The organism is Nonomuraea sp. NPDC049129 (assembly GCF_040648495.1).
Classification (GTDB): Bacteria; Actinomycetota; Actinomycetes; order Streptosporangiales; family Streptosporangiaceae; genus Nonomuraea.
Map to the genome: position 1 here is coordinate 124,824 of NZ_JBEZDU010000016.1, position 25,652 is coordinate 150,475.

Here is a 25,652-nt window from a genome sequence, read left to right on the forward strand (position 1 = left end):
AGGATGTTTTTATTTCTGCCGCATAGCATCTGTCAAGGGGGCAAGCATGACGATCCGCGGCGGCGACACCTCGCGGCTTCGCCGGATCAATCTCGTGACGACGCTCCGCACGGTCCGGGCGCGGGGGCCGCTCGGGCTGACCGACCTCGCCAAGGAGGCCGCGCTGTCCAGGCCGACCGTGGAGGGCCTGGTCGAGGAGCTGCTGGCGGCGGGCTGGCTCAGGGAACTGCCGCCGGAGAGCGGTCAGATGGGGCGGCCGGCCAGGTTGTTCGCCTTCCACGCGACGGGCGGTCACGTGCTCGGGATCGACATCGGCTCCTACACGCTCCGGGCCAGCGTCGCCGATCTGGACGGCACGGTCGTGGCCGCGCACGACGAGCGGACCACCGCCGCCGCCGGTCGCGCCGAGCGCCTGGCCGGCCTCAGGAGGGCGATCGCGGGCGCCTTGGAGGCCGCCGGGCTGACCGCCGACAGCATCGCCGCCGTCTGCGCGGGCACCACCGGCGTGGTGACCCCCGAGGGCGTGGTGAAACTGTCGGTCGGCCTGCCCGAGTGGACCGGCCTCGATCTGGCGGGTGAGCTGCGGGCGAGCTTCGACTGCCCCGTACTGGTGGAGAACGACTGCAACCTGGCCGCGCTCGCCGAGCGTTGGCGCGGCCAGGCCCGCGACATCGACGACCTGGTGTTCGTGCTGTCCGGCGTGCGCACCGGTGCGGGCATCCTGGTGGACGGCAAGCTGCTCAAAGGAGCCAGGGGTGGCGCGGGCGAGATCGGCGCGCTGCCGCTGATCGGCTGGCACCGCGCGCCCGTCCATCTGACCGGTTTTCAGGGTCTGCCGCCCGGCACAGCGCCACAGGACGCCGCCGCCCAGGTCTTCGCCGTGGCCAGGTCCGGCGACCCGGCCGCGCGGTGGGCGGTCGATCAGTACGCGCGCGACCTGGCCGAAGGTATCGCCGCGTTGGTGCTGACCGTGGATCCCGAACTGGTGGTGATCGGCGGCGGCGTCTCGCGCTCGGGCAACGTGCTGCTTGAGCCGGTGCGCCGGCACCTGGACCCGTTCTGCCTCGAACCTCCCGTGGTGGTGATCTCCGACCTGGGGGAGCAGGCCGTGGTCCTGGGGGCGGTACGGCGCGCGCTCGATCACGTCGACGCCCGCCTCTACGACTTCGACGCTCCCCTGCCCAAGCCATCCGCTTGACGATCATCGCTCTCGCGGTGCCACAGATGGCGCCCGTCGCCTGACCAAGGCGACGGGCGCGAACCTGCTTGCTCACCGGCGTGCTGGATGGCGGCTATCTGGGCTGACCGCTCGTCGCCGAACGGATGACCGGCAGGTTGTAGAGCTCCAGCTCATAGACGGCGTACATGCTCCAGCGGGTGTAGTTCGCATCGTTGATCTTCAGGCGTAGCTTCCTGACGCCTTGCAGGTCGGGAAGATCGGCGGCCGAGTACTCCATGACTCCGTCGTCATCGTCGTGCGTCCACCGGAACGCGGCGCCCCGCACAGCGGTCGTCCAGTCGGTGCCGTTGGCCGAGACCTCGACGTCCACATCGGTCAGGCCCTGCGGAATGCCACCACGGGTCGCGACCACGAGCGTGTTGAACGCCTTCGGCTCCTTCCAGTCCAGCACGATCTCGTGCGGGAACGGATTCGCGTCGGTGTAGCCCTGCTTGGCGGCGAACATCGTGCCGTATTCGCCGTCGACCATCTTCTGCGGGCCGTATTGCACGCCGCCGTCGCCATCACGGGCGGCCGAAGCGGATACCGCCGAATAGCTTCGGGCGATGTTGGCGTCCGCCGTGTTCACCGCGCCCTTCACGAGCGTGAGCGCATAGGTTTTCGCGGTCTTGCCATCGCTTGCCAGCGTGCGGATCTCGACCTTGTTCTTGCCGTTCGCCACGTTGACGTCGACGCTCGCGCCGTTGGCGACCGGGCTGCCGTCGACGGTGATCGTGCCGCCGGCGTCGGTCAGCGTCGGGGTCAGGCCGACTGTGCTCTTGCCCTCGTTGACGAGCAGCGTGTAGTCACCGCGATATCCCTCGAAGGAGAATTCCGAGACGTTGGTGAGCTTGAGATCCTTCAATGTCGCGTCGAAGTGCCGCTGCCCAGGCGCGAGTCGCACGCGGAATCCGTCGAGCCGCACCTCTTTGTTCTCCAGGTTGGTGAGCTGGATCTGGTGCTTGCCCGGTCTCAACCCGGTCTTCTGATACGCGGTGAAGCGGTCGTACTGGACCGCCTCGTAGAGATCGAGCACCGTGGCCGGCCCACCGTCGACCGACACGGACACCTTTCCGGTCGTCGTGTTCTTCTCGAAGAACGCGTCGATACCGGTGCCCTCGAACTCGTAGGTCACCTTGTCGCCGGCGTTCTTGCCGATGTGCACGCTGCCGAGGTACGCGGACTGCCGCTGCCGGGGCGCCCAGCCGGCGGAGTAGCCGATGCCGCTGTCGGTGTTGTCGACCAGGAAGGTGTTCGGGACGTCCTGGCCCTCATAGGGGCTGGTCGGCTGGGGAATGGCGCCCACAGGCTCGCCCGCGGCCGCCCGCACGAGGTAGCCGTGCAGAGCGTCGAGATAGGCCGGGTCGAGCGTGTAGCGCCGCGGGTCCTCCGGGCTGATCGCGCTGTCGACGATCCGCTGGGCCAAGGCCGGGTCGCGCTTCTTCAGGATGTAGAGCAGCTCGTAGTCCTCAAGACCGTCGCGTTGCGCCTCGAGGCGCACGCTGCTCTTCACCGTCAAGTTGGCCTTGTCGGGATAGACGATGTAGGAGTCGCCTTTCCAGGGACCCACGTACCACGCGTTCCACGCCCAGTGCAGATGACCCTGCACGCCCTCACGCTCGAGGTCCCAGAACAGCATGCGGCCGGTCATCGTCGGCTGCGTCCAGAAGCGGTTGAGCCACGGGGGAGTGTTGACCTCGCACGTGTAGACCCACAGGTCCTGACCCGCGGCCTGTTGTGCCTTGTAGCCGGCCTTCTTGCGCTCGAACGCCGGTGTCAGCGGAACCCAGGTGTCGACATAGGGCTTGGTCTTGTCGTCGAGCAGGATGCCATCGGGATCGGCGTCCATGGTGCGGAAGTCGGCGCCGATATCGGCGTTGATCTGCTTGATCTTGCGCGCGACATAGGTCCAGAGGTTGCGCTGGGCGGCGGTGATGGGCTCGTCCTGAATGTGCTGGTACCACGTCAGGCCGTTCGTCCAGCCCTTGCTTTTGAGGTGCTGGTGCAGCGCGGTCAGATAGTTGGTCAGGAACGCGTCGGTGACCGGCAGGCTGTCCGGCAGCTTGGTGTTCCAGCTGTCGTTGGGCTTCTCGTTGTCCGGCATCTTGTTCAGCGCGTGAATGAGATGCTGGTTGGCGAAGCTGGTGATCCCGTGCCGTTTGAACGTCGCGACGTAGCGGTCGAAGTTCGTCCAGTCGATGTCGCGCGGAATCCCCTGAAGGAATTCCGACAGCTCCGTGCCGGTGGACTGCAGGAACAGGTCGGTGCGGAGCCAGACCATGTTGGTGCGATATTCGGCGAGCTTGCGGGCGAACTCGTCCATGAGGCGGAACCACGCGTCGCTGTAGGTCTCGACGCCGTAGTAGTACTTGCCGACGTCATAGGCCTGGCCGGCCGCACCGTTCCAGCTGAAGCCGTCCCAGGTGAAACCGTTCGTCATCGTCCATTGGTAGTTGGTGAACGGTGACTTGTCGATCGTGGGGACCTCGACGGCGTGCACGCTGAAGGTGATCGGGACCGGGTAGTCGCCCCGGGTCGTCTCGACCGTCGCCGTTCCTCGATAGGTGCCGGGTGCCGTGCCGCGTGGCACGAACCCGGTGACGAAGACCGGCTGAGTCTGGCCGGCCTCGACCCAGGTCTCCTGGTCGTTGGAGAGCGGATCCGGCATGGCCGACTCGGGATAGAGCAGGTTGCCCTCACGGTCGGGGAAGAACGGGTTCGCCGCGACCTTGCTGTCGTCCTTGTAGGCGACGAAGTGGTAGCTCAGGTTGGCTCCCGCGATCGGCCGCCGGCCGCCCGCGGTCAGGTTGCCGAATCGGACGCGCTTGATGCGCAGCCGTTCTTTCGCGCGTACGGCGATCTGCGCGCTCTCGTACTCACCGCGGGCGGCTACGAGGCTGATGGCGGTGTTCGGGCTCTGCGGAACCGTCGTCGTGCGATAGACGGTCTTCTGCGGACTCTCGACCCAGAGCTGTGCGGCGTTCGTGCCGGCGATGGCGGCGGGCGCGAACGGTGCGAGCAGGAAGGTCGCGCAGAGTAAGGGAAGTGCTCGGCGTAGCATGAGCACTTATCATGGGTTCTTGTGTAAGTCTGGGTCAAGAGGGTGTGCCGCCTGGGATTCCCGCGCCGGGCGGAACGTCGCCCGCGGGGAGATGCGAAAAATCTCCCCCCACATGAGGTTCGGCGTCCTCCGTCCGGATAGCCAGGAATTGGGGGATGCGAATGTGGGAACGCGATCGGGAATGGCACGGTGTCGAGAGCCTGCTGCGCACGATAGAGGGTGGCGCGGCCGGGACGCTGCTGGTGGACGGCGAACCGGGGGCAGGCCGGACCCGCCTGCTCACCGAAGCCGCCCGCGCCGCGGGCGAGCGCCACATCAGCGTGCTCCAGGGCGGCCCGGGGGAGCTGGGCGAGCTGATCCCTTGCGGAATGCTGTACCAGGCTCTCGACCTGCGCTTCGAGCCGGCCGGCGGTGATCCCGGCGACTCGCGGGCGCGTACCCTCGAACGCCTGCGATCCGGCCTCGAGGAACGGGCCACGGGACCGGTGCTGGTCGTGCTCGACGACCTGCACTGGGCGGACCCGATGACGCTGATGGTGCTGCGCGCCCTGCACCACGTGCTCGCGTCCCGGCCCATCGGCTGGCTGCTGAGCCGATCCACCGCGGTGGAACAGGGCCAGGCCGCCTTCCTGTTCGACCTCCTGGAGCGAGAAGGAGCCGCCAGGCTCGAGCTCACGCCGCTCTCGCCGGAGGCGGTCGTCGGGCTGATGACGGAGACGCTCGGGGCGCCACCCGAGCCGGCCCTGCTGGCACTGGCGGGCGGCGCCGGCGGCAACCCGCTACTGATCAGCGAGCTGCTCGCCGGGCTCCGGGACGAAGGGCGGCTGGGAGCCGGAGCCGTCCTGCCGCATGGGTACGTTCCCCACCGGCTGCGGATGGTCGTCCGCCACTGGATCGATGCCCTCAGCACGGGTGCCAGGAATCTGGTGGAGACCGTCGCCGTGCTGGGCCGGTCCTTCTCGCCGGAACAGGCCGTGTCACTGCTGGGCACCACACCGGCCGCCCTGCTTCCGCTGGTCGAGGAGTGCATGGCGGCAGGCATCCTGGCCGCCACCCCACAGGGCCTCACCTTCCGGCACGAACTGGTCAGGTTCGTGGTCGCCACGCGGGTCCCGCAACCGGTACGGCACGCGCTGCTGGACCAACTCGGCGTCCGCACCCACGCCGAACCGGCGAGCCGGCCACCGGATGTCTACGCCGGACCTTCGAGCCGGTCACTGGGAGTCTCCGGCCCCGACCTCGACCCCAGCCATGGCCCCGGCCCTGGCCGCGGCTCCGGCCACCTGGCCGCGCTCATCGACACGGCGATCGCCGGGGGGCGGCTGCAGGAGGCCGAGCGGCTGGTCGACGAGGGCCTGGCGGATCGCGACCCGGCGGACGACGCGGCCGAGCTGCGCTGCCTCCTGTCGGACATCATGTATCTGACCGGCCGGATCGAGGAAGCCCTGCGGCTGGCCGAGACGATGCTGGCCGTGCCCGATCTACCCGGCCATGTGCGCGATCGGGCGGTCCTGGTCCGGCTGTACGCCCTGACGCGCCTGCGGGATTCGGGCACGTCCGCCCGGGAGTACGCGTACGAGGTCCTGGAAGGCGGCGCCCGGCACGGTCCGGTGGCCACGGTCGCGGCCTTGGTCGCGCTCGCGGTCACCGAGTGGGAGGAGGGCCGGCTCTCCGAGGCGCTGGCGTTCGCCGAGGATGCCCGGCGGCTGGCCGTCACGGACGAGCGGCCGGCCGGGACGGACGAGTCGCCCGTGCATCGCTACGAGCCCCTGCTCGTCTCCGCCGCGCTGCTCATGGACGTCCACCGGCTCGACCAGGCCCGCGCCATCCTCCGGGAGGCCCGTGCGGACATGTCCGCCGATGGCCACCTGACCTGGACCGCGGACGCCTCCGCTCTGGAGGCCCGGGCCGAGCTCGCCGCGGGCCGTTTCGCCGACGCCGTCACCGAGGCGGAGAGAGCCCTGGACCTGGCCACCACCTTGGGCACCCCGCTGCCCGCCACGGTGGCCAACGCCGTCCTCGCCACCGTCGCGCTGCGGCGCGGCGACCTGCGCGCGGCGTCGCGGTACGTCGCGGACGGAACAGGCGGCCCACTCGACGGCCATCCACGGCACACTCTGCTGACGGCACAGGTCGCCGAGGTACGCGACGGACCGCTGAGCGCGATGACACTGCTCACGGACCTTCCCGCATCACTCGGGTGGCTGCGTTCGATGCTCGCCGTGGAACCCACGGCGGGTGCGTGGATGGTCCGCGTCGCCCTCGCCGCCGATGACCGTCCGGCGGCCGAGGCGGTCGTGGCCACTGTGGAGGCGCTCAGCAAGGGCAATCCGGAGTTCGCCGCGCTGGTCGCCTCGGCCGCGCACGCCCGCGGCCTGCTCGACGGCGACTGCGACGCCCTCGCCCAGGCCGCCGAGCGGACGGACGACGCGTGGGCGCGGGCCTCGGCCGCGGAGGACCTCGGCATGGCGCTCGTCACGGCCGGGCGGCACGAGGAAGCGGCCGGCAACCTGGATCGCGCCCTCGCGATCTACCAGGACCTCGGCTCCGTCAGGGATTCGGCGCGCGTCCGCAAACGGCTGCGCGGCATGGGCGTCCGTCACCGCCACTGGAGCTACGCCGAGCGGCCGGTCTCCGGCTGGGACAGCCTCACCGAGACCGAGCGGAACATCTCGCTGCTCGTCGCCGACGGATGGACCAACCGGCGGATCGCCGAGCAGACCTTCATCAGCGTGCACACGGTGGCCTTCCACCTGCGGCACGTCTACCGCAAGCTGCACATCAACTCCCGCATCGAGCTCGTACGCCTCATGGTGTCGCAGGGAAGGATCGAGACCGGCCCGTCCGGCGTGGCAGGAGCCTGAGCGAAACCCGCCCGGATGACCGCACAGACAGTGATGACTACCCATCTGGGGGATGTGGCGGACGGATGCCCGGAGAAGCCTCGAAAGCGTACGCACTCGCGAGCGTACGCAGAGATATCCCGCCTGAACGCGAGGAGGAGCCGTGTCTCTAGCATCCCCGGGCCCGATCACCGCGAACCGGGTCCCGGTCGCCAGTTATCCGACGTACGCCGAGGCCGAGAAGGCCGTGGACTTCCTGTCCGACCACGGGTTCCCCGTACAGGGAACGCTCATCGTAGGCGTGGGACTGCGCTCGATCGAGCGGGTGGTCTCGCGCATGACGTACCTGCGCGCCGCCGGATTGGGCGCCGCGTCCGGAGCCTGGTTCGGTGTGCTCATCGGCCTGTTCCTGGGGATCTTCTTCGCGCCCAGGCCCTCGGCCATGGTCGGCCTGCTGCTGTGGGGCCTGTTGTGGGGGCTGATCGCCGGAGCGATCTACGGCCTGATCTCGCACTCGGTGCACGGCGGCCGCCGGGACTTCGTCTCGGAGAGCGGGCTGGTAGCCGACAAGTACGACGTCCTCGTCGAATCCGAACACGTGGCCAGGGCTCAGGAACTGCTCGGCAAGACAAGCGGCTAGCAAAAGAGCGGAAAGCAAGAAAAGCGGCTAGGGGGAGCTCGCCATGGCGAAAGCAGTCGGCATCGATCTCGGTACGACCAACTCGGTGATCGCCGCCACGGAGGACGGTCAGCCCACGGTCATTCCCAACGCGGAGGGGTCCCGGACGACACCGTCGGTGGTGGCGTTCACCGACCAGGGCGAGCGGCTGGTCGGCCAGCTGGCCCGCCGGCAGGCCATACTCAACCCTAAAGGGACGATCTACTCCGCCAAGCGGTTCATCGGCCGCCGCTTCAACGAGGTCGAGAGCGAGATCCACGCGGTCTCCTTCGACGTGGTGGAGGGGTCGGACGGATCGGTACGCTTCCAGGTCGGCGACAAGCAGTACGCGCCGGAGGAGGTCTCGGCCCTCGTGCTGAGGAAGCTGGCCGCCGACGCGGCGAAGTACCTCGGCGAGAAGGTGACCGAGGCCGTCATCACCGTCCCGGCCTACTTCAACGACGCCCAGCGCCAGGCGACCAAGGACGCGGGCCGCATCGCCGGGCTGGAAGTCCTGCGGATCATCAACGAGCCGACCGCCGCCGCGCTGGCCTACGGGCTGGACAAGAAGTCCAACGAGACCGTGCTGGTCTTCGACCTGGGCGGCGGCACCTTCGACGTCAGCATCCTGGACATCGGTGAGGGGGTCGTCGAGGTACGTTCGACCTCCGGCGACGGGCACCTCGGCGGCGACGACTTCGACCGGCGGATCGTCGACCACCTGGCCGACGAGTTCCAGAAGGACCAGGGTATCGACCTGCGCCGCGACCCGCAGGCCCTGCAGCGGCTGTTCGAAGCGGCGGAGAAGGCCAAGGTCGAGCTGTCGGCGGTGACCCAGACCACGATCAGCCTGCCGTTCATCACGGCGGACGCCGCGGGGCCGAAGCACCTCAACACCACGCTCATGCGCTCCACGTTCGAGCAGATCACCGCCGACCTGGTAGAGCGCTGCGTCCATCCCGTGGAGCAGGCGATGGAGGACGCCAAGCTCAGGCCGTCGGACATCGACGAGGTGATCCTCGTCGGCGGATCGACCCGCATGCCCGCCGTGCAGAACCTCGTACGCAGGCTCACCGGCGGCAAGGACCCCAACATGACGGTGAACCCGGACGAAGTCGTGGCCATCGGCGCGGCGATCCAGGCCGGCATCCTCAAGGGCGAGGTCGAGGACGTCGTCCTGCTCGACGTCACGCCCCTCTCGCTGGGCGTCGAGACGCTCGGCGGCGTCATGACCAAGGTCATCGAACGCAACACCACGATCCCGGCCCGCCGGACCGAGACCTTCAGCACCGCCGACGACAACCAGAACGCCGTCGACATCGTGATCCTGCAAGGGGAGCGGGAACGCGCGGCCGACAACCGGGTGCTCGGGCGCTTCCGGCTGGAGAACATCCGCCCCGCGCCGCGCGGAGAGCCGCAGATCGAGGTCACCTTCGACATCGACGCCAACGGCATCCTCAACGTCACCGCCCGCGACAAGGACACCGGTGCCGAGCAGAAGATCACCATCAGCGAGAGCTCCAACCTGGACAAGCAGGACATCGAGCGGATGGTCGCCGAAGCCGAGCAGCACCGCACCGAGGACGCCCGGCTCCGGGAGGCGATCGACGCCCGCAACGAGCTGGACACGGTCGCCTACCAGGTGGAACGCCGCCTGCAGGAGCTCGGCGACGGGGTCCCCGTCCACGAGAAGGCGCGTGCGGAGCAACTCGTCCAGGACGCCCGGCAGGCGGTCAAGGAAGAGGCGCCGCTCGACCGGCTGCGCGGCCTCAGCGGCGAACTCCAGCAGGTCTACCACGGGCTCGCGGTCAGTGGGCAGGCCGTACCGCCCCAGGGCAGGACGGAGGCCGCTTCCGGCCGCGACGAGGACGTGATCGACGCCGAGTTCACCACATCCGACACGGAGTGACATGAACGGCCACGAAGACCGGACGGACCGGACGGACCAGGCCGAAGCACCGGCTCGGCAGGCACCGGGCGCGCCCGCGAAGGCGAGCGCGCCCAGGCCCACGCCCGCGAAGGCGGACGCGCCCAGGCCCACGCCCGCCGACGTGCCTGCGAAGGCGCCCGTGGAGACCTCCGCCGACGCCTCTACGGAGACCGACGCCTCCGCAGAGACTGACGCCTCCGCGGAGACTGACGCGAAGCTCGCCGAACTGGAGGACCGCTGGCTGCGTTCGGTCGCCGAACTGGACAACGTACGCAAACGCATCGCCCGCGACGCCGAACGGCTGCGGGCCGAGGAGCGGGACCGGGTGGCGGCCGAGTGGCTGCCCATCCTGGACAACCTGGAGCTCGCGCTGGGCCACGCGGCCGGTCAGAAAGGCGAGGCGCGCGCCATCGTCGAGGGGGTGCGGGCCGTACGGGACCAGGCCCTGGCGGTGCTGTCCCGCCTCGGGTACGCCCGCCACGACGAGAGCGACGTGCCCTTCGACCCGGTCCACCACGAGGCGGTGGCCACCGTAGAACGGGACGACGTCGCGCCCGGCACCGTCGTCCAGGTGGTGCGACCCGGCTATGGCGACGGCCAGCGGCAGCTGCGGCCCGCGGTGGTGGTCGTGTCGAAGAAGGCGGAGTGATGGTCGTCCGGCGGGACTTCTACGAAGTGCTGGGCGTCGACCGGAAGGCCGACCAGGACGAGATCCAGCGGGCCTACCGCAAGCTCGTACGCGCCAACCATCCCGACGTCAACAAGGATCCCGGGGCGGAGGACCGGTTCAAGGAGATCTCGGAGGCGTACTCCGTACTGTCCGATCCCCAGACGCGCCGCAGGTACGACGCGTTCGGTCCTGATTTCCGCCAGGTGCCGCCCGACGTGGACCCCGAGCAGTACGCCCGCGCCCGCGCCGGCGGCGGCCGTCAGTGGCGTCCGGCGGGGGGAGAGGGCTTCGAGGGCGGTATCGACATCGAGGACCTGCTCGGCGGCATGTTCGGCGGCCGAGGCGGGCGAGGCGCGCGCGGCTGGGGGCCGGTGCCCGGTGCCGACCAGGAGGCCGAGCTGACGCTCACGGTCGAGGAGGCGTACAAGGGCGGGCGCCGCACCATCACGCTGCCCGGCGGCCGGCGGCTGGACGTCACGATCCCCCCGGGCGTCACGAACGGCCGGCGCGTCAGGCTCGCCGGTGAGGGCGGCCACGGAAGCGGCGACGCGCCGCGGGGCGATCTCTACCTCATCGTCCGGATCGCCGACCATCCCCGTTACCGCGTCGAGGGACGCGACATCCACGCCGTTCTGCCGCTGGCGCCCTGGGAGGCCGCGCTGGGCGCCACGGTGGCCATCGACACGCCGGGCGGCGAGGCGAAGCTGAAGGTGCCGCCGGGCACCTCGTCGGGCCGCCGCCTTCGGCTGCGCGGGCGCGGCATGCCCGACCCGCGCGGTGGCGCCGGCGACTTCTTCGCCGAGGTGCGCGTCATGGTGCCGCCCCGGCTCACCGAGGAGGAGCGGCGGCTGTTCGAGCAGCTCGCCGCCGTCTCGGCCTTCGACCCGAGGGGGCGTTCATGACCTACGCACTCGTACGGCCGGCGCGCCTGGACCTGAACTCCTACGCGCGCGCCACCGGCCTGCACCCGGAGGCCGTCCGCCGGCTCGTGGCGCTCGGCCTGCTCGAACCGGTCAGGGACGCCAGGGGGGAGCTGTGCTTCCCGCCCGCCCAGGTGGCCGTGGCCGCCCGGATCCAGCGGCTGCACCACGGCCTGTCGATCAACTACGCCGCCATCGGCCTGGTGATCGACCTGCTCGACCGGATCGAGGAGCTGGAAGCAAACCTGCGGCGCTTGTCGGAACGACACTAGGGGGCTGGAGTGGACCCGAACCGGATGACGCAGAAATCGCAGGAAGCCCTGCACGACGCACAGACCAAGGCCATACGCCACGGGCACACCGAGGTCGACGCCGAGCACCTCCTGCTGGCCTTGCTCGAACAACCGGAAGGGCTGGCGCCCCGGCTGCTGGCGGCGGCGGGGGCGAACACGGACAGCCTGATCACCGACCTGGAGGCGGAGCTTTCGCGCCGGCCCAAGGTCAGCGGGCCGGGGACGACACCCGGCCAGGTCTTCGTCACCCAGCGGCTGTCCCGGCTGCTCGACAGCGCGGAGCGGGAGGCGAAGCGGCTCAAGGACGAGTACGTCTCCGTCGAGCACCTGCTGCTGGCCATGATCGAGGAGGGGACCTCGGGCGCCTCCGGAAGGGCGCTGCACGGCCAGGGACTGACCCGCGACCGCTTCCTGGAGTCGCTCACCGCCGTCCGGGGCAACCAGCGGGTCACCTCCGCGATGCCAGAAGTGGCCTACGAGGCACTGGAGAAGTACGGGCGCGACCTGGTCGCCGAGGCCCGCGCGGACAAACTCGACCCGGTCATCGGCCGCGACTCGGAGATCCGCCGGGTGATCCAGATCCTCTCCCGCAAGACCAAGAACAACCCCGTCCTGATCGGTGACCCCGGTGTCGGCAAGACGGCCATCGTCGAAGGGCTCGCCCAGCGGATCGTGCGCGGTGACGTCCCCGAGGGGCTGCGCGACAAAACCGTCTTCAGCCTGGACATGGGCTCGCTGGTGGCCGGCGCCAAGTACCGCGGGGAGTTCGAGGAACGCCTCAAGGCCGTGCTGAACGAGGTGAAGGCGGCCGAGGGCCGGATCCTGCTGTTCGTCGACGAGCTCCACACGGTGGTGGGAGCCGGGGCGACCGAGGGCGCCATGGACGCCGGCAACATGCTCAAGCCGATGCTCGCGCGCGGCGAGCTGCACATGATCGGCGCGACCACGGTCGAGGAGTACCGCCGGCACATCGAGAAGGACGCGGCCCTGGAGCGGCGCTTCCAGCCGGTGCTGGTCGAGGAGCCCTCCGTCGAGGACGCCATCTCGATCCTGCGCGGACTGCGCGAGCGGCTGGAGGTCTTCCACGGCGTGAAGATCCAGGACAGCGCGCTCGTCGCCGCGGTGACGCTGAGCCACCGCTACATCGCCGACCGGTTCCTGCCGGACAAGGCGATCGACCTGGTCGACGAGGCGTGCGCGATGCTCCGTACCGAGATCGACTCCATGCCCGCCGAGCTCGACGAGCTCACCAGGCGGGTGATGCGGCTGGAGATCGAGGATGCCGCGCTGGCCAAGGAGGACGACGCGGCGAGCCGGACCCGCCTCGCCGATCTGCGCAAGGAGCTGGCCGACCTGCGCGCAGAAGCCGACGCGATGCGGGCGCAGTGGGAGGCCGAGCGCTCGGCCCTGCGCAAGGTCCAGGCCCTGCGGCAGGAGATCGAGGCCGTACGCCGGGAGGCGGAGCTGGCCGAACGCGACTATGACCTCAACCGCGCCGCCGAGCTGCGCCACGGCAAGCTTCCCGAGCTGGAACGGCGGCTGCGTGGCGAGGAGGAGCGGCTGGACACCCGGCAGCACGGGCACCGGCTGCTGCGCGAGGTCGTGACCGAGGAGGAGATCGCCTCCATCGTCTCGCGCTGGACCGGCATCCCGGTGAGCCGGCTGAAGGAGGCGGAGCGCGAGAAGCTGCTGCGCCTGGACGAGATCCTGCACGAGCGCGTCATCGGCCAGGAGGAGGCCGTGCGGCTGGTGGCCGACGCCGTCATCCGTGCCCGCGCTGGCATCAAGGACCCCAGACGTCCCATCGGATCCTTCCTCTTCCTCGGGCCGACCGGGGTCGGCAAGACCGAGCTGGCCAAATCGCTCGCGGCGGCGTTGTTCGACACCGAGGACAACATGATCCGCATCGACATGAGCGAGTACCAGGAGCGCCACACGGTCAGCCGTCTCGTCGGCGCCCCTCCGGGCTACATCGGGTACGAGGAGGGCGGCCAGCTGACGGAGGCGGTGCGGCGCAAGCCGTACTCGGTGGTGCTGTTCGACGAGATCGAGAAGGCCCACGCGGACGTGTTCAACACGCTGCTGCAGGTCCTCGACGACGGGCGGCTGACCGACGCGCAGGGCCGTACGGTCGACTTCCGCAACACCGTGGTCATCATGACCTCCAACATCGGCTCCCAGTACCTGCTCGACGGCGTCACCTCCTACGGCGAGATCAAGCCCGAGGCGCGCGAGCGGGTGATGGGGGACCTGCGCCGCCACTTCCGGCCCGAGTTCCTCAACAGGGTCGACGACATCGTGCTGTTCAAGCCGCTGACCGAGAACGAGATCGAGCAGATCGTCGACCTGATGTTCGACGACATCAGGCAGCGGCTGGCGGACCGGCGGCTCACCCTGGAGGTGACGGAGGCGGCGCGGCGGCTGATCGCCAACCAGGGGTACGACCCGGTCTACGGTGCCCGGCCGCTACGGCGCTTCATCGCCCGCGAGGTCGAGACCAGGATCGGCCGCGCGCTGCTCAGCGGCGACATCCCCGAGGGCTCGACCGTCACGGTCGACGTCGACAAGGGCGAGCTGACCGTCACCTTCCACGGATCAGGGGGGTGACCCCGCGGTGTGGTCCTCGTCGTAGATGTCGGACGCCGACCTGACGATGAGCGGGTCCGGAGTGCCGACCACCTCGTGATCCTTGTTGTCGTAGTCGAAGCGGCTCAGCACGTGGCGCATCGCCTCCAGGCGCCCCCGCTTCTTGTCGTTGCTCTTGATGACCGTCCACGGCGCCTCGCGGATATCGGTGTTGAGGAACATCTCCTCCTTGGCACTGGTGTAGTCGTCCCACCGGTCCAGCGAGGCCAGGTCCATCGGCGACAGCTTCCACTGCCGTACCGGATCGACCTGCCGGATGATGAACCGGGTGCGCTGCTCCGAGCGCGTCACCGAGAACCAGAGCTTGACCAGGTGAATGCCGTCGCGCACCAGCGCCCGCTCGAACTGCGGCACCTGCACCATGAACTCCCGGCACTCGGCCTCGGTACAGAACCCCATCACCCGTTCGACCCCGGCGCGGTTGTACCAGGAGCGGTCGAACAGCACGATCTCCCCGGCCGCGGGCAGATGGGCGATGTAGCGCTGCAAGTACCACTGGGTACGCTCGCGCTCGGACGGCTTCTCCAGCGCCACCACGGTGGCCCCGCGCGGGTTGAGATGCTCCATGAACCGCTTGATCGTGCCGCCCTTGCCCGCCGCGTCACGCCCCTCGAACAGGATCACCAGGCGCTGCCCGTTGGCCTTGACCCAGTACTGCAGCTTCAGCAGCTCGATCTGCAACAGCCGCTTGTCGTGGTCGTACTTCTCCCGCGGCAGCCGCTCGGGGTAGGGATAGTGCTCACGCCAGGTGTCGACCCGGCTGCCATCCGGCCGCAGCAGCACCGGATCGTCGTCGTCGCTGTCGTCCACCAGCAGCCCGGGGGTGGAGTCCAGCAGAGAAACCCGCTCCATAACAACCGACTTGCCCAAAAAACGGCGGGTAAAGCGGTATGTGCGAGGCGGACAGTTGAACGCTTGATGTCCGTCCGAGGTCGCCCATTCGACCGCCCGGGGGCGGCGCCGTCAGGGGCGTTAATCGCGCTGACCGACGCGGCGGGCGCTAAGGCGGCCGGGGTCCGGCCAGTGCACGCCGTGGGCCCAGCCCGCCAGCTCGAACCACCGGATCAGCCGGGCGCTGGGGTCGAGCTGCCCGCTGAGCACCCCGTGCCGCGCGCAGGTCGGCTCCACGTGGTGCCAGTTGTGCCAGCCCTCGCCGAGCGTCAGCAACGCCACCCACCGTACGTTCGACGAGCGGTCCCGGGTACGGAACGGGCGGTCACCGAAGGTGTGCGCGATGGAGTTCACCGACCACGTGACATGGTGCACCACGGCGTAGCGGACCAGCCCGCCCCAGAACAACGCCGTCCACGCCCCCGCCCACGACATCGACCACAGCCCGCCCACCGCGGCCGGCAGCGCGAACGACAACGCCGCCACGGCCGGATAGGCGGCGTCGAACCGCCGCACGTCCGGGTCGGCCAGCAGGTCGGGCACCCAGTGCCGGCGGCTGGAGCGGTCGCGTGCGGTGTAGAACCAGCCGATGTGGGCGTGCGCCATGCCGCGCAGCAGGGCCAGGCCGCTGTCGCCGTAACGCCACGGCGAGTGCGGGTCGCCCTCGCGGTCGGCGTACTTGTGGTGCCGGCGGTGCTCGGCCGTCCACAGGGTGACCGGGCCCTCGACCGCCATGCCGCCGGCCAGCATGAGCGCGACGCGCAGCGGCCGGTTGCACCTGAAGGCGCGGTGGGTGAAGAGCCGGTGGTAGCCGATGGCGATTCCGAAGATGCTGACCAGGTACATGACCACCGCGATCACCACGTCACGCGGGCCGACGCCCCATCCCCAGGCGGCGGGCACGGCCAGGACGGGAAGCAGCACGGGCAGCACCACCAGGACGATCAGATAGACGGTCCGGCGGCCCGTGGTGGCCGTCACCGTCTCCGCCTGGCCCGAGCCCGTTGTGCCCGAATCCGGCTGCGGGATGGATGACGAGCTCACGCTACCTCCCATGATCGGCGAGGACGGTTGGGCTCCTCATTCAACGGCCGTGTCCCCAGCGCACGGCAATGACCTGGAAGTGACGACTCCATCACTCAGAGGAATCAAAACACTCCATACGGTAGTCACCAAGAAATGGGTATCGCATGCCTAGTTGCGGCTACAGACCGTAATGATCTTTGTTCGCTCCGGCGTCGGACAGAAGGGCCATACGGCATGGGTGCTGTCGATCAGACAACCACGGGCGGCCATCTGGAGAGATACGACGAGGCGCTGGCGCGTGATCCGATCTCCGCGTTCGGCCTGGTCCGGGAGTGGTTGCGCAGCGACTGGCGGGCCCTGTTCGCCGAGCTGCGCGAGCGACGCCCCATCTTCGTCACGCCCGCCTTCACGGTCGTGACCCGCTTCGCCGACGTCACCGAGGTGCTCTCCCGCGAGACCGTTTTCTCCGTACGCGCCTTCGGCCCCCGTCTCGACGCCGCCCTGGGCGGCCCCTTCATGCTGGGCCGCGACGCCACCCCGATGAACTGGCGGGACAAAGGGCTGATGCAGGTCATGCTCGACCCGCGCGACGTGGCCGGGGTGCGCGAGCTGGCCGGGCGCCTGGCCGACGAACGGCTCGACATCGCCTGGCCGTCCGGTGGCGTCGAAGCGGTCCACGGGCTGTTCCGCCCCGTCGCCCTGGGCGTGTCCGCGACCTACTTCGGCTTCCCCGGCCCCGACGCGCAGACCCTGTCGCGGTGGACGCGGGCCATCGTCACCGACGGCTTCGCCAACTTCCTGGGCGATCCGAAGATCCAGGCCGCGTCGGTCCGCGCGGGTTCGGAGATGATCGCCTACCTGCGCGAGCGGCTCACCGAACGCCGGGCCGCGCTGCGGGCCGGACGGCGCCTGCCCGACGACGTCTTCACCCGGCTCGCCGCCACCGCCCTGCCCGCCGAGATCGGCGTGGACGACGAACGCATCCTGATCAACATGGCCGGCCTGCCGCTGGGGTTCGTGGAGAGCGCGCCCGGAGCCATGGTCGAGGCGGTCGAGCAGCTTCTGCTGCGCCCGGAGGTGCTGGCCCAGGCCATCGAGGCCGCCGGTGACCCCGACCCCGCCCGGTTCGACCGTCATGTCTGGGAGGCGCTGCGGTTCAACCCGTTCTTCAAGCTGCTGCCCCGGCTGTGCGAGCGCGACTACGTCCTGGCCGCCGGCACCCCCCGCGCCACGATGATCCCCGCGGGCACGCTCGTACTCGCCGCGCCGGCCTCGGCCATGTTCGACGCGGACGTGGTGGCCGAGCCCGAGGAGTTCCGCCTCGACCGGCCGGGGCACCATCAGCTGTTCTTCGGTTTCGGTCAGCACGCCTGCCTGGGCGTGCATCCGGCCAGGGTCGTCATCTGCGAGGCCGTACGCCGCCTGCTGCTGCGTCCCGGTGTGCGCCTGCTCCCACCGCCGGAGGGGCGGGTCGTCCGCGCCGGCGGGATCTTCCCCGACCGGTTCGTCCTCGGGCTCGGCGCCGAAGGCCAGGAACAATGACGATGGCGAAGCGCGGGACCACGGCCGAGAGCGGGACGACGCCGAAGGGCAGGGCGACGGCGCGGAGCATCGCCACCGACGGGGCCGTCAACCGGCTCAGGTTCCTGGCGCTGACCAACGGCCGGCCGTTCTGGGATCTCGTCCAGTCCATCCGGCCCGTACGGCGTCGCCTCAACGCCCTGCTGATCGACCAGGCGGTCCGCGAGATGCCGCCCCGGCCGGAGCCGCTGAGCACGATGGCCGACTACACCTCATGGGCCTCGCTGACCGACCGTACCTACAGCGGCAGGCACCTGCCCCCGCTCGCCGTGCCCGAGAGTGCCCGGCCCACCCCCGAGAAGGCCGCCGACCTGTTCACCCGTGGCGAGAGCATGATCCCGTGCCCGCGCTCCACGGTGCTGTTCGCCTACTTCGCCCAGTGGTTCACCGACGGCTTCCTGCGCGGTGACGTCCACATCCCGCGCGACCCCCGCAAGAACAGCTCCAACCACCACATCGACCTCAACCAGGTCTACGGCCTGCACGAGACGGCGACCGCGGCGCTCCGTACCTTCCATGGCGGGCTGCTCAAGAGCCAGTTCATCAACGGCGGGGAGTTCCCGCCCTACCTGTGCGAGAACGGCAAGGTCAAACCGGAGTTCGCCGCCCTGAGCGTCATCCGCTTCGCCGAGCTCACCGACCAGCAGCGCGACACCCTGTTCGCGACCGGGAGCGACCGGGGCAACATCCAGCTCGGCTTCACCATGCTGACGGTGCTGTTCCTGCGCGAGCACAACAGGGTGGCCCGCCTGCTCGGCCAGCTCTGCCCGCGCTGGGACGACGAGCGCCTGTTCCAGACGGCGCGCAACATCCTCATCGTGCTGCTGATCAAGCTGGTCGTCGAGGAGTACATCAACCACATCACGCCCTACCACTTCCGCTTCACCCTGGACTCGCGGCTGTCGGCGATGCTGGCCCACGTGCCCTGGCACCGCGAGAACTGGGCCTCGGTGGAGTTCAACCTCGTCTACCGCTGGCACAGCCTGATCCCCTCCCAGCTGTCGGTGGGCGGCCACGACCTGCCGATGGCGCGGACGCTGCTCGGCGGCGCGCTGATCCCTGAGCACGGCCTCGGCCGGCTCTTCGAGGACGCCTCCCGCCAGCGCGCCGGCCGCGTCGGCCTGTTCAACACCGACCCCCTCCTGAGGGAGGTGGACGTGGCCAGCATCGCCGACTCGCGCACGCTCGGCCTGGCCCCCTACAACAGCTACCGCGAACACTGCAGGTTCCCCCGGGTGCGCGGTTTCGACCAGGTCTCCGGCGACGAGCGGGTCAGCGGCGCGTTGCGGGAGCTCTACCGAAGCGTCGACGACCTCGACCTGTACGTCGGCCTGTTCGCCGAGGAGCCCGGCAGCCCGGACGCCATCCTGCCGCCGCTGCTCACGAAGATCATCGCCATCGACGCCTTCTCCCAGGCGCTGACCAATCCGCTGCTGGCCCCGAGGGTGTCCAACGCGGCGACCTTCTCCCCGCACGGCATGCGGATCATCGCGAGCACGCGGACGCTGTCGGACGTACTGCACCGCAACGTCCCGGAGGATCCGGGCCCCCGCTTCGTCAGCATGACGCGACGGACGGCCCGATGAGCGGCGGCGGCGGCGACCCGGCCGCCGGGCCGCTGCGTGCCGCGGCCCGTGAGCTGGTCGACATCGGGGTCACGATCCGGGAGGCGGCCGGCCACGCCACGGCCGCGCTCACCGACGGCGCCCTGCTCCGCGCCCTGCCGCAGGCCCCCTCGGCGGGCTACCTGGCCCACCGCGCGCTGCTGCGGGCCATCACCAATGGCGCGGGTCTGGGCTACGCGCTCACCGGCGGCCCGCTGGGCACCCTGGCGGCCAAGCTCGGCGGCATGGCGGGCGCGGAGAGCCTGGCCGTACGCGTGCTGGCCACCTCACTGCGGCTGCGGATCGCCGCCGTCGCCCTCGACCACCCCGAGCTGAGCGCCGACCCCATGCTCGGCCGGCTCATCGAGGCCGCCGCCGCCGACCGCGACCTGGAGGCCGTCCGCGCGCTGCGCGCCCTGCTCAAGGACCGCGGCGCCGTACGCGCGCTCAGCGCCCTCGCCCCGGTCTTCGGCGAGGTCCTCGCCCTGCGGGCGCTGCTCGACGAGAACCCGCTCAACGACGACACCGCCTGGCTGATCGCGACGGGTAAGGGCTACGCCACCGCCGACCCGATCACCGGCATGAGCAACAGGATGGTCGCCGTCCTCGACACGGGGGAGGGGGCGGCGCGCCGGGTCGAGCTGTCCGCGGCCGAATCCGCGCGGCTGAGCCCGCAGGGCTCGCTGCTCGGGTTCCTGCGCAACATCAGCGTGGTCGGTACGACGGGACGGGTGCTCATCCAGAGCGTGGCGGGCCTCGACGGAGTGGTGCGTCACGTCGTCCAGGCGCCCGGTATGCGGGCGGGACGGCTCGACGGCGAATCGCCCCAGGACCTGCTCGGCGCCTTCAGCAGTGCCGTGCTGGACAGCAGCCCCTACAGCCGCGCGCTGGCCAAGGCCATCGACGACTACGGTCTGCCCCAGGGCGCCGAGCTGGCTCTGATCGGCCACAGCGCGGGCGGCGCGGCCATCATGAACCTGGCCCAGGACGCGGAGTTCTGCGCCCGCTACACCGTCACGCACGCCGTCGCGGTCGGCGCGCCCGTCGACTTCAAGCGGCCCGCCGACCCGCGCACCTGGGTCGCCAGCGTCACCAACCAGCACGACATCGTCCCCACCCTCGACGGGCAGGGCGCGGGCACCTGCTTCGACCCGCATCCCGACTGGTACGTCGTGGACTACTTCGACGCCACCCACCTGTTCCCGCTCTGCCACAGCATCGAGCACTACATCGCCAACATCGCCGACGACCTGCCCGAGGCCCGTCGCCGGATCGACGGGCGGCTCGGGCCGTTCCGGGGGCAGGTCGTCCGCTCGCAGGCGTACCGGCTGTCCGACCGCGCCCCCCGCCCCGCCGGGTCGCCCTTCCTCACGGTGCCCACGTACGCCATGGACGGGGTCGAGCTGCCGATCAGGTGCCACAACGGCAGCGGCCTCACGGCCTACTTCGCCGCGGACCCGGCCGGGGCGGCGGCACTGCTGGAGGGGACCGGGTTCGGGCCCGCCGTACGGGTCGGCGGGCGAGCCTTGGTCGCCGTGCACGCCTCCTGGGACCGGCGTACGAGCGCGGGCGGCTACCGCGAGCTCCACCTCGGGATCGTCGTACCCGGTCCGTGGCGGTCGAGGTCGCCGCGCGTCTGGCTCGATCTGCCGCGCGGGGCCGACCGGCGGCGCTCGGGCAGCTTCCTGGCCGGCTCCGTGATCGACGCCGCCGCCCTCGGCGCCGTGGCGCCACGGCTGTGGGGCGGCGAGCCGTACCTGGTGCCGCTGGAGTTCGAGCTCACCACCGGTTACGCGCGCATCGCCGTCGGCGGCTCCGACGACCGGCTGCTCACGCTGAGCGGGGTCCTCGGCCCCTGGCTGCCGGTAAGCGACCGCGACCTGGTCGGCTACGCGCGGGGGGCGGAGGGCGGCGCGCTGCGCGCCTGCGTACGGACCCGCGGCCTGGGCCGCCTGCATCCGGTGCCACGGCTCCGGCTGACCGTGGCGCCGGGGTCGGCGCACCCGCTGGCCCGCCGGCTTCGCGAGCTGGGCCTCGACGGCGCCCGCCCGCTGCTGTGCCTGTCGGCCACCGCCCGCCAGACACTCCGCGACGCCGCCGTCCCACTGCCCACTCCCTGAGCGGCCGACGCGCTTGAGCGGCTGTCCCCCTGCGCTACCGACCCCCTGAGCTGCCAGTTCCCTGCGCTACCGACGCCCCTGAGCTGCCGACCCCCCGACCGGAGGACCGATGACAGCCGATCCCGCGGCGATCGCCGCCCACGCCGCACTCCTGCAGGCCGACATCCGCGCGCTGACCGACTGCGCCGTACGCCTGCGCGAGATCGAGGCCAGGCTGGCGACCGGCGGGGCGCCGCCATGGCTGCGTGAGGCGATCAACGCCCACCTCGCCGCCTGCGCGGCGGCCGCCGCCGACCTGACCACGGCGGCGGCGCACCTACGCCAATACGCCGAGCGGGCGCGCCGCTGACGCGCCCGCCGCTAGGAGCGGGCGGAGCTTCTTTTTCGGCGTGCTGTGGCAGGCCGCCGACGTGCAGGCGGGACGGTCGGGCCAAGGGGGCGAACCACTGCCGGTCATCCCTCGTCGAAGGCGGTGCGGAGGGCGGGCAGGTTGTCCAGCAGGGTGCGCACGCCGAGCCGGTCGGCGGTGGCCGAGGCGTAGACGAACTGCACGTCGACCCGCCAGCTGCCGAACCGTAGCGGCAGGAGCACAGTGTCGCCGTCCCGGATCGATCGTGCTGCGACGAAAGCGGGGACTATGGCGACGAAGCCGGCGTCGACCGCCAGCCGGATCGCGGTCGACGGCAGGCCGGTGGTGTGGATCGGGGCGTTGAGCCCTCGGTCCGGATGTTCGAGGGAAGCGGCGAGTTCCTGGGCGTCGCGACCCCAGCGATAGACGATGACGCCGGTTCGGCTGAGGTCTTCGATCTTGAGGCGTCTGCGATCGGCGAGAGGATGGTGCCGAGGGCACACCGCCACCAGCGCGGATCGGTTGATCGGCTCGGACCGCAACCCGCGCAACGGCACCTTGGGCATCACGAATCCGGCGTGGACGCTACCGTCGACCAGGCGGCCGACGACCTCACCGCTGTGTGCGACCCGGCAGTGCACGGCAATCGGTTCGCCTGCGACCGCCCGCAGCACGGCGGGGAAGACGACGTCGCCGAGGCTCGCGGGCGCGGCGAGTACGAGCCGTTGGGTCTCGTGCTTCGCCACGCCGATGGCTGCCTCGTCGAGAAGGTCGAGACATCGCTGTGCGTAGTCGTTCAACCGCTCGCCGGCCGGGGTGGTGACGCTGCCCCGCGGGCCCCGCACGAACAACGCGGTGCCGAGCTTGCGCTCCAGGGCGGCTATCCTGACGCTGACCGACGGCATCGACAGCCGTAGTTCGCTCGCCGCGGCGCCGAGGCTTCCCGTGCGGGCCACCGTGGTGAACACGACCAGATCCATTGTCTCGATCTTGTGACCGGGCCCGCCGAAGCCGGTGACAGTCATAGGCACAGCCTAACCCTGGCCCCAGGCATTTCTGGTCTACCCTAACGATTCACACATAATCGATAGTTCAGGGCATGAATCAGACACCATCGGGCGTTTCGCCGGGCGAAGATCTGCGCCTGCGGCGCGGGCTCGGCACCATATCCCTTTCCCTGATCACTTTCTCCAGCGTCATCGGGTCGGGCTGGCTGCTCGCGCCGTACACCGCGGCAAAAGCGGCCGGGCCGGCAGCCTTTTTGTCCTGGACGATCGCCTCGGTCGCTACCGCTCTGGTATCACTCGCCTTCATCGACCTCGCCTTCCGCCATCCGATGTCCGGCGGCAACGTCCGTTGGCCACAACTGGCGTCAGGCCCGTTGGTCGGCAACGTGGTCGGCTGGGCGGTGTTTCTCCAGGCGGTCAGCGCCGGGCCGAGCGAGTCGACGGCGGTGGTGCAATACGCGGCCAAGTGGCTGCCGTGGGTGATGTCCGGCGAGTCGTTGAGCTGGGCGGGACGGCTGATCGCCGCCGGGCTGCTCGTGTTCTTCTGCACGCTCAACCTGTTCGGGATCAAACTGCTCGCCAAGGTGAACAACGTGGTCGCCACCATCAAGGTGGTGATCCCGGTACTTACCGTGATCCTTCTGCTGGCCAGTGGCTTCGACACGACCAACGTGGCGGCCGGCGGCGGGATCGCACCCTACGGCGTCTCGGCGGCACTCACCGCGGTGGTGGGCGGCGGGCTGGTGTACTCGTTCACCGGAATCAACGCCGCGGCCGTGATGTCCGGCGAGGCGAAGGACCCGCGCCGCACTGTGCCGAGGGCCACGCTGATCGTGCTGGCCGGGACGATCGTGCTGTACATGGGCCTGCAAGCCGTGATGATCTTCTCGTTGCCCAACGGGCTGCTCGGCAGCGGCTGGCACGGGATCAACCTCAATTCGCCGCTCGCCTCGCTCGCCACCCTGCTCGGCCTGTCCTGGTTCGCCACCGTGCTGCTCGCCGACGCGATCTTCTCCCCCTCCGGCAGCCTGCTGATCGGCATCGGCGTCAAGGGCCGCTACACCTACGGCGCCGCGCAGAACGGCCTGCTGCCCGCCGCACTGACAAAAGTGGACTCCCGGTTCGGCATTCCCCGGCGCGCGCTGCTGCTCAACGTCGGCGTCGGCTCGGTCATCGTGCTCACCTTCGGGAACTGGAAATCCATCGCCAGCTCGCTGAGCTTCTACTACGGACTCTCGTACGCGGCCGTCTCCGTCGCGGTCACCGTACTCGCGGCGACGACTCCGCTGGAGAAGGGCTGGCTCCGAAGGTGGGCGATTCCGGTCGGCTTCGCGTCCTTCGTGCTTTCCGGCCTCATTCTCTACTGGTCGACCTGGGAAAAGATCCGGGTCGCCGTGCCGTTGCTGCTGATCGGCTTCCTGATCTACCTCGTCCGAACAACCAGGGTGCGAGCGGCGGGCGGCTGGCTGGTGGGCTTCCTGCTCATGCTCGCGGTGCTGTCCGCGCTCGGCTCGTTCGAAGGTGCCGGCGTCGTCGCCGCGCCGTACGACTCCATTCTCGTCGGTGTGCTCAGCGCGGGAATCTGGTCGCTCGCGCACCGATCCGGCCTGCGCCACCAGCGATCACTGGCGGCGGCCGCAACCCCACAAGACGTCAGGAGCATGGCTTGATCGAGATGGCGATCGACCTCGACTGGGACCTCGAGCGATCCCGCGCCCGGCGGAACAAGCGGTGGTCTCAGTACGACCGGGACATCATCGATCTCACCGTCGCCGAGATGGACCTGCCGGTCGCCGGACCCGTCCTCGCCGCCGTTCAGGACGACGTGCGACGGCAAGCGTTCGGCTATCCGATCGCCGACGAACTCAGCGAGGTTCCCCAGGCGGCCAGCGAATGGCTCACCGAGGTGCACGGCCTCACGGTCGGCCCGGACCGAGTGCGGCTGCTGCCGGAGCTGATGCGCGGCGTGACCATGTCGATCAAGCATCTGACCAGGGCGGGTTCGCCGGTGGTCGTGCCGACCCCCACCTACGGCCGGTTCTTCGACGCCATCCGGGTCGCCGGTCGCGAGGCCGTCGAAGTTCCGATGCGGATCGGAGAACGAGGCTACGAACTCGACCTCGACGGCATCGACCGGGCACTGCGCGCCAGCGCGGGCAGCGTCCTGCTCTGCCATCCCAGCAACCCGACGGGCCGCGTGTTCGATCGCGACCAGTTGCAGGGCTTGGCCGAACTCGCCGCGCGGCACGGGGCGCGAGTGATCAGCGACGAGATCCACGCGCCGCTGCGCTATCACCTCGATTTCATCCCGTACGGCTCGCTCGACGACAACGCGATCACTCTGATCAGCGCGACCAAGGCGTGGAACTTCCCCGGCCTGCGGTGCGGGCTGATCGTTTTCAGCAATCCAGACGACGCGCGGCTCTGGCAGAGCCTGCCGCGGGCGGCGGTCGGTGGCATGAGCCCGCTCGGCATGACAGCCACCGTCGCCGCGCTCCGCGACGGCGGGCCGTGGCTGCGCGAGGCCGTCCGGTTTCTGGACGGCAACAGGAAGCTGGTCACCAACATGCTCATCGACCTGGACATCGGATACATCGAGCCGGACGCGGGTTACCTCGCCTGGCTCGACCTGCGCCGGTTCGGGCTCGCTGACCCGGCGGCCCACCTGCTGGAGCGGACCAACGTCGCCACCACCGCGGGCGTCGATCACGGAGCCTCAGGGCTCGGCTTCATCCGGCTCAACTTCGCGACCCCGCCTGACGTACTCACGGATGCCCTTGATCAAGTCATCGGCTGTCTGCTCGGCCGCTAGGTAGGACGACGCGCTCGTCGGG

18 protein-coding genes are annotated in these 25,652 nt (G+C 70.1%); 14 read left to right on the forward strand and 4 right to left on the reverse strand.

Annotated elements, in window-relative coordinates; all coding sequences use genetic code 11:
• Window positions 1–46 precede the first annotated feature (46 nt).
• Entirely contained in the window at window positions 47–1,198 is a 1,152-nt protein-coding gene (locus tag AB0B64_RS39330; protein WP_357954180.1) for an ROK family transcriptional regulator, read from the forward strand.
• 94 nt (window positions 1,199–1,292) lie between these two features.
• On the opposite strand, the gene AB0B64_RS39335 is transcribed toward AB0B64_RS39330, so the two are convergent.
• Window positions 1,293–4,280 carry a glycoside hydrolase domain-containing protein gene (locus AB0B64_RS39335; protein ID WP_358184233.1) on the reverse strand — a complete coding sequence of 996 codons (2,988 nt, stop codon included), beginning with the start codon at window positions 4,278–4,280 and terminating at the stop codon, window positions 1,293–1,295.
• Between the two features lie 155 nt (window positions 4,281–4,435).
• On the opposite strand from AB0B64_RS39335, the gene AB0B64_RS39340 reads away from it, so the two are divergent.
• The 7 genes from AB0B64_RS39340 to clpB all read left to right on the forward strand — a co-directional run bounded on the left by AB0B64_RS39340 (window position 4,436) and on the right by clpB (window position 14,201).
• Window positions 4,436–7,144: an AAA family ATPase gene (locus AB0B64_RS39340; RefSeq protein ID WP_358184236.1), complete on the forward strand. Its 2,709-nt coding sequence runs from the start codon at window positions 4,436–4,438 to the stop codon at window positions 7,142–7,144.
• A 142-nt stretch (window positions 7,145–7,286) separates the two neighbouring features.
• Entirely contained in the window at window positions 7,287–7,763 is a 477-nt protein-coding gene (locus AB0B64_RS39345) for a general stress protein (RefSeq protein ID WP_357954175.1), read from the forward strand.
• Window positions 7,764–7,806: 43 nt separating this feature from the next.
• Window positions 7,807–9,690 carry a molecular chaperone DnaK gene (dnaK, locus tag AB0B64_RS39350; RefSeq protein WP_358184241.1) on the forward strand — a complete coding sequence of 628 codons (1,884 nt, stop codon included), beginning with the start codon at window positions 7,807–7,809 and terminating at the stop codon, window positions 9,688–9,690.
• A gap of 1 nt (window position 9,691) precedes the next feature.
• A complete protein-coding gene (gene grpE, locus AB0B64_RS39355; protein WP_358184244.1) occupies window positions 9,692–10,360 on the forward strand; it encodes a nucleotide exchange factor GrpE in 669 nt (222 codons plus the stop codon).
• On the forward strand, window positions 10,360–11,283 hold the full coding sequence (locus AB0B64_RS39360; RefSeq protein ID WP_358184247.1) for a DnaJ C-terminal domain-containing protein: 924 nt from the start codon (window positions 10,360–10,362) through the stop codon (window positions 11,281–11,283). Before grpE ends, AB0B64_RS39360 begins: the two co-directional genes overlap by 1 nt.
• Window positions 11,280–11,573, forward strand: a complete 294-nt coding sequence (locus tag AB0B64_RS39365) for a chaperone modulator CbpM (protein WP_357954169.1) — start codon at window positions 11,280–11,282, stop codon at window positions 11,571–11,573. The genes AB0B64_RS39360 and AB0B64_RS39365 overlap by 4 nt, the downstream gene beginning before the upstream one ends.
• A 9-nt stretch (window positions 11,574–11,582) precedes the next feature.
• Complete coding sequence (gene clpB, locus AB0B64_RS39370; protein WP_358184251.1) at window positions 11,583–14,201, forward strand: ATP-dependent chaperone ClpB; 2,619 nt, start codon at window positions 11,583–11,585, stop codon at window positions 14,199–14,201.
• On the opposite strand, the gene ppk2 is transcribed toward clpB, so the two are convergent.
• Together ppk2 and AB0B64_RS39380 are read right to left on the reverse strand one after the other, a co-directional pair.
• Window positions 14,190–15,092: a polyphosphate kinase 2 gene (gene ppk2 / locus AB0B64_RS39375; RefSeq protein ID WP_357954165.1), complete on the reverse strand. Its 903-nt coding sequence runs from the start codon at window positions 15,090–15,092 to the stop codon at window positions 14,190–14,192. The two genes, clpB and ppk2, sit on opposite strands and share 12 nt — an antisense overlap.
• A gap of 120 nt (window positions 15,093–15,212) precedes the next feature.
• Window positions 15,213–16,175, reverse strand: a complete 963-nt coding sequence (locus AB0B64_RS39380; RefSeq protein ID WP_357954164.1) for an acyl-CoA desaturase — start codon at window positions 16,173–16,175, stop codon at window positions 15,213–15,215.
• Window positions 16,176–16,391: 216 nt separating this feature from the next.
• Here AB0B64_RS39380 and AB0B64_RS39385 point away from each other — a divergent pair, with 216 nt between their 5' ends.
• From AB0B64_RS39385 to AB0B64_RS39400, 4 genes are all read left to right on the forward strand, one after another.
• On the forward strand, window positions 16,392–17,699 hold the full coding sequence (locus AB0B64_RS39385) for a cytochrome P450 (protein ID WP_358184254.1): 1,308 nt from the start codon (window positions 16,392–16,394) through the stop codon (window positions 17,697–17,699).
• 2 nt (window positions 17,700–17,701) lie between these two features.
• On the forward strand, window positions 17,702–19,324 hold the full coding sequence (locus tag AB0B64_RS39390; RefSeq protein ID WP_358184258.1) for a peroxidase family protein: 1,623 nt from the start codon (window positions 17,702–17,704) through the stop codon (window positions 19,322–19,324).
• Entirely contained in the window at window positions 19,321–21,462 is a 2,142-nt protein-coding gene (locus tag AB0B64_RS39395; protein ID WP_357954158.1) for a hypothetical protein, read from the forward strand. Before AB0B64_RS39390 ends, AB0B64_RS39395 begins: the two co-directional genes overlap by 4 nt.
• A 109-nt stretch (window positions 21,463–21,571) precedes the next feature.
• A complete protein-coding gene (locus tag AB0B64_RS39400; protein ID WP_357954156.1) occupies window positions 21,572–21,811 on the forward strand; it encodes a hypothetical protein in 240 nt (79 codons plus the stop codon).
• Window positions 21,812–21,915: 104 nt separating this feature from the next.
• Here the strand turns inward: AB0B64_RS39400 and AB0B64_RS39405 are convergent, their stop codons facing one another.
• On the reverse strand, window positions 21,916–22,836 hold the full coding sequence (locus AB0B64_RS39405) for a LysR family transcriptional regulator (protein ID WP_358184261.1): 921 nt from the start codon (window positions 22,834–22,836) through the stop codon (window positions 21,916–21,918).
• A gap of 74 nt (window positions 22,837–22,910) precedes the next feature.
• On the opposite strand from AB0B64_RS39405, the gene AB0B64_RS39410 reads away from it, so the two are divergent.
• A complete protein-coding gene (locus AB0B64_RS39410; protein WP_358184264.1) occupies window positions 22,911–24,488 on the forward strand; it encodes an APC family permease in 1,578 nt (525 codons plus the stop codon).
• A gap of 5 nt (window positions 24,489–24,493) precedes the next feature.
• Window positions 24,494–25,630, forward strand: coding sequence for an aminotransferase class I/II-fold pyridoxal phosphate-dependent enzyme (locus tag AB0B64_RS39415; RefSeq protein ID WP_358184435.1), 1,137 nt, complete (start codon window positions 24,494–24,496; stop codon window positions 25,628–25,630).
• Window positions 25,631–25,652 lie beyond the last annotated feature (22 nt).

Bases quoted from the DNA above. Each gene is read 5' to 3' on its own strand.
- AB0B64_RS39395 (WP_357954158.1), top strand. From the start codon at position 19,321: ATGAGCGGCGGCGGCGGCGACCCGGCCGCCGGGCCGCTGCGTGCCGCG.
- AB0B64_RS39405 (WP_358184261.1), bottom strand. From the start codon at position 22,836: ATGACTGTCACCGGCTTCGGCGGGCCCGGTCACAAGATCGAGACAATG.
- AB0B64_RS39365 (WP_357954169.1), top strand. From the start codon at position 11,280: ATGACCTACGCACTCGTACGGCCGGCGCGCCTGGACCTGAACTCCTAC.
- AB0B64_RS39330 (WP_357954180.1), top strand. From the start codon at position 47: ATGACGATCCGCGGCGGCGACACCTCGCGGCTTCGCCGGATCAATCTC.
- AB0B64_RS39335 (WP_358184233.1), bottom strand. From the start codon at position 4,280: ATGCTACGCCGAGCACTTCCCTTACTCTGCGCGACCTTCCTGCTCGCA.
- dnaK (WP_358184241.1), top strand. From the start codon at position 7,807: ATGGCGAAAGCAGTCGGCATCGATCTCGGTACGACCAACTCGGTGATC.
- AB0B64_RS39385 (WP_358184254.1), top strand. From the start codon at position 16,392: ATGGGTGCTGTCGATCAGACAACCACGGGCGGCCATCTGGAGAGATAC.
- AB0B64_RS39415 (WP_358184435.1), top strand. From the start codon at position 24,494: ATGGCGATCGACCTCGACTGGGACCTCGAGCGATCCCGCGCCCGGCGG.
- AB0B64_RS39400 (WP_357954156.1), top strand. From the start codon at position 21,572: ATGACAGCCGATCCCGCGGCGATCGCCGCCCACGCCGCACTCCTGCAG.
- AB0B64_RS39410 (WP_358184264.1), top strand. From the start codon at position 22,911: ATGAATCAGACACCATCGGGCGTTTCGCCGGGCGAAGATCTGCGCCTG.
- AB0B64_RS39360 (WP_358184247.1), top strand. From the start codon at position 10,360: ATGGTCGTCCGGCGGGACTTCTACGAAGTGCTGGGCGTCGACCGGAAG.
- grpE (WP_358184244.1), top strand. From the start codon at position 9,692: ATGAACGGCCACGAAGACCGGACGGACCGGACGGACCAGGCCGAAGCA.
- AB0B64_RS39340 (WP_358184236.1), top strand. From the start codon at position 4,436: ATGCGAATGTGGGAACGCGATCGGGAATGGCACGGTGTCGAGAGCCTG.
- AB0B64_RS39390 (WP_358184258.1), top strand. From the start codon at position 17,702: ATGGCGAAGCGCGGGACCACGGCCGAGAGCGGGACGACGCCGAAGGGC.
- ppk2 (WP_357954165.1), bottom strand. From the start codon at position 15,092: ATGGAGCGGGTTTCTCTGCTGGACTCCACCCCCGGGCTGCTGGTGGAC.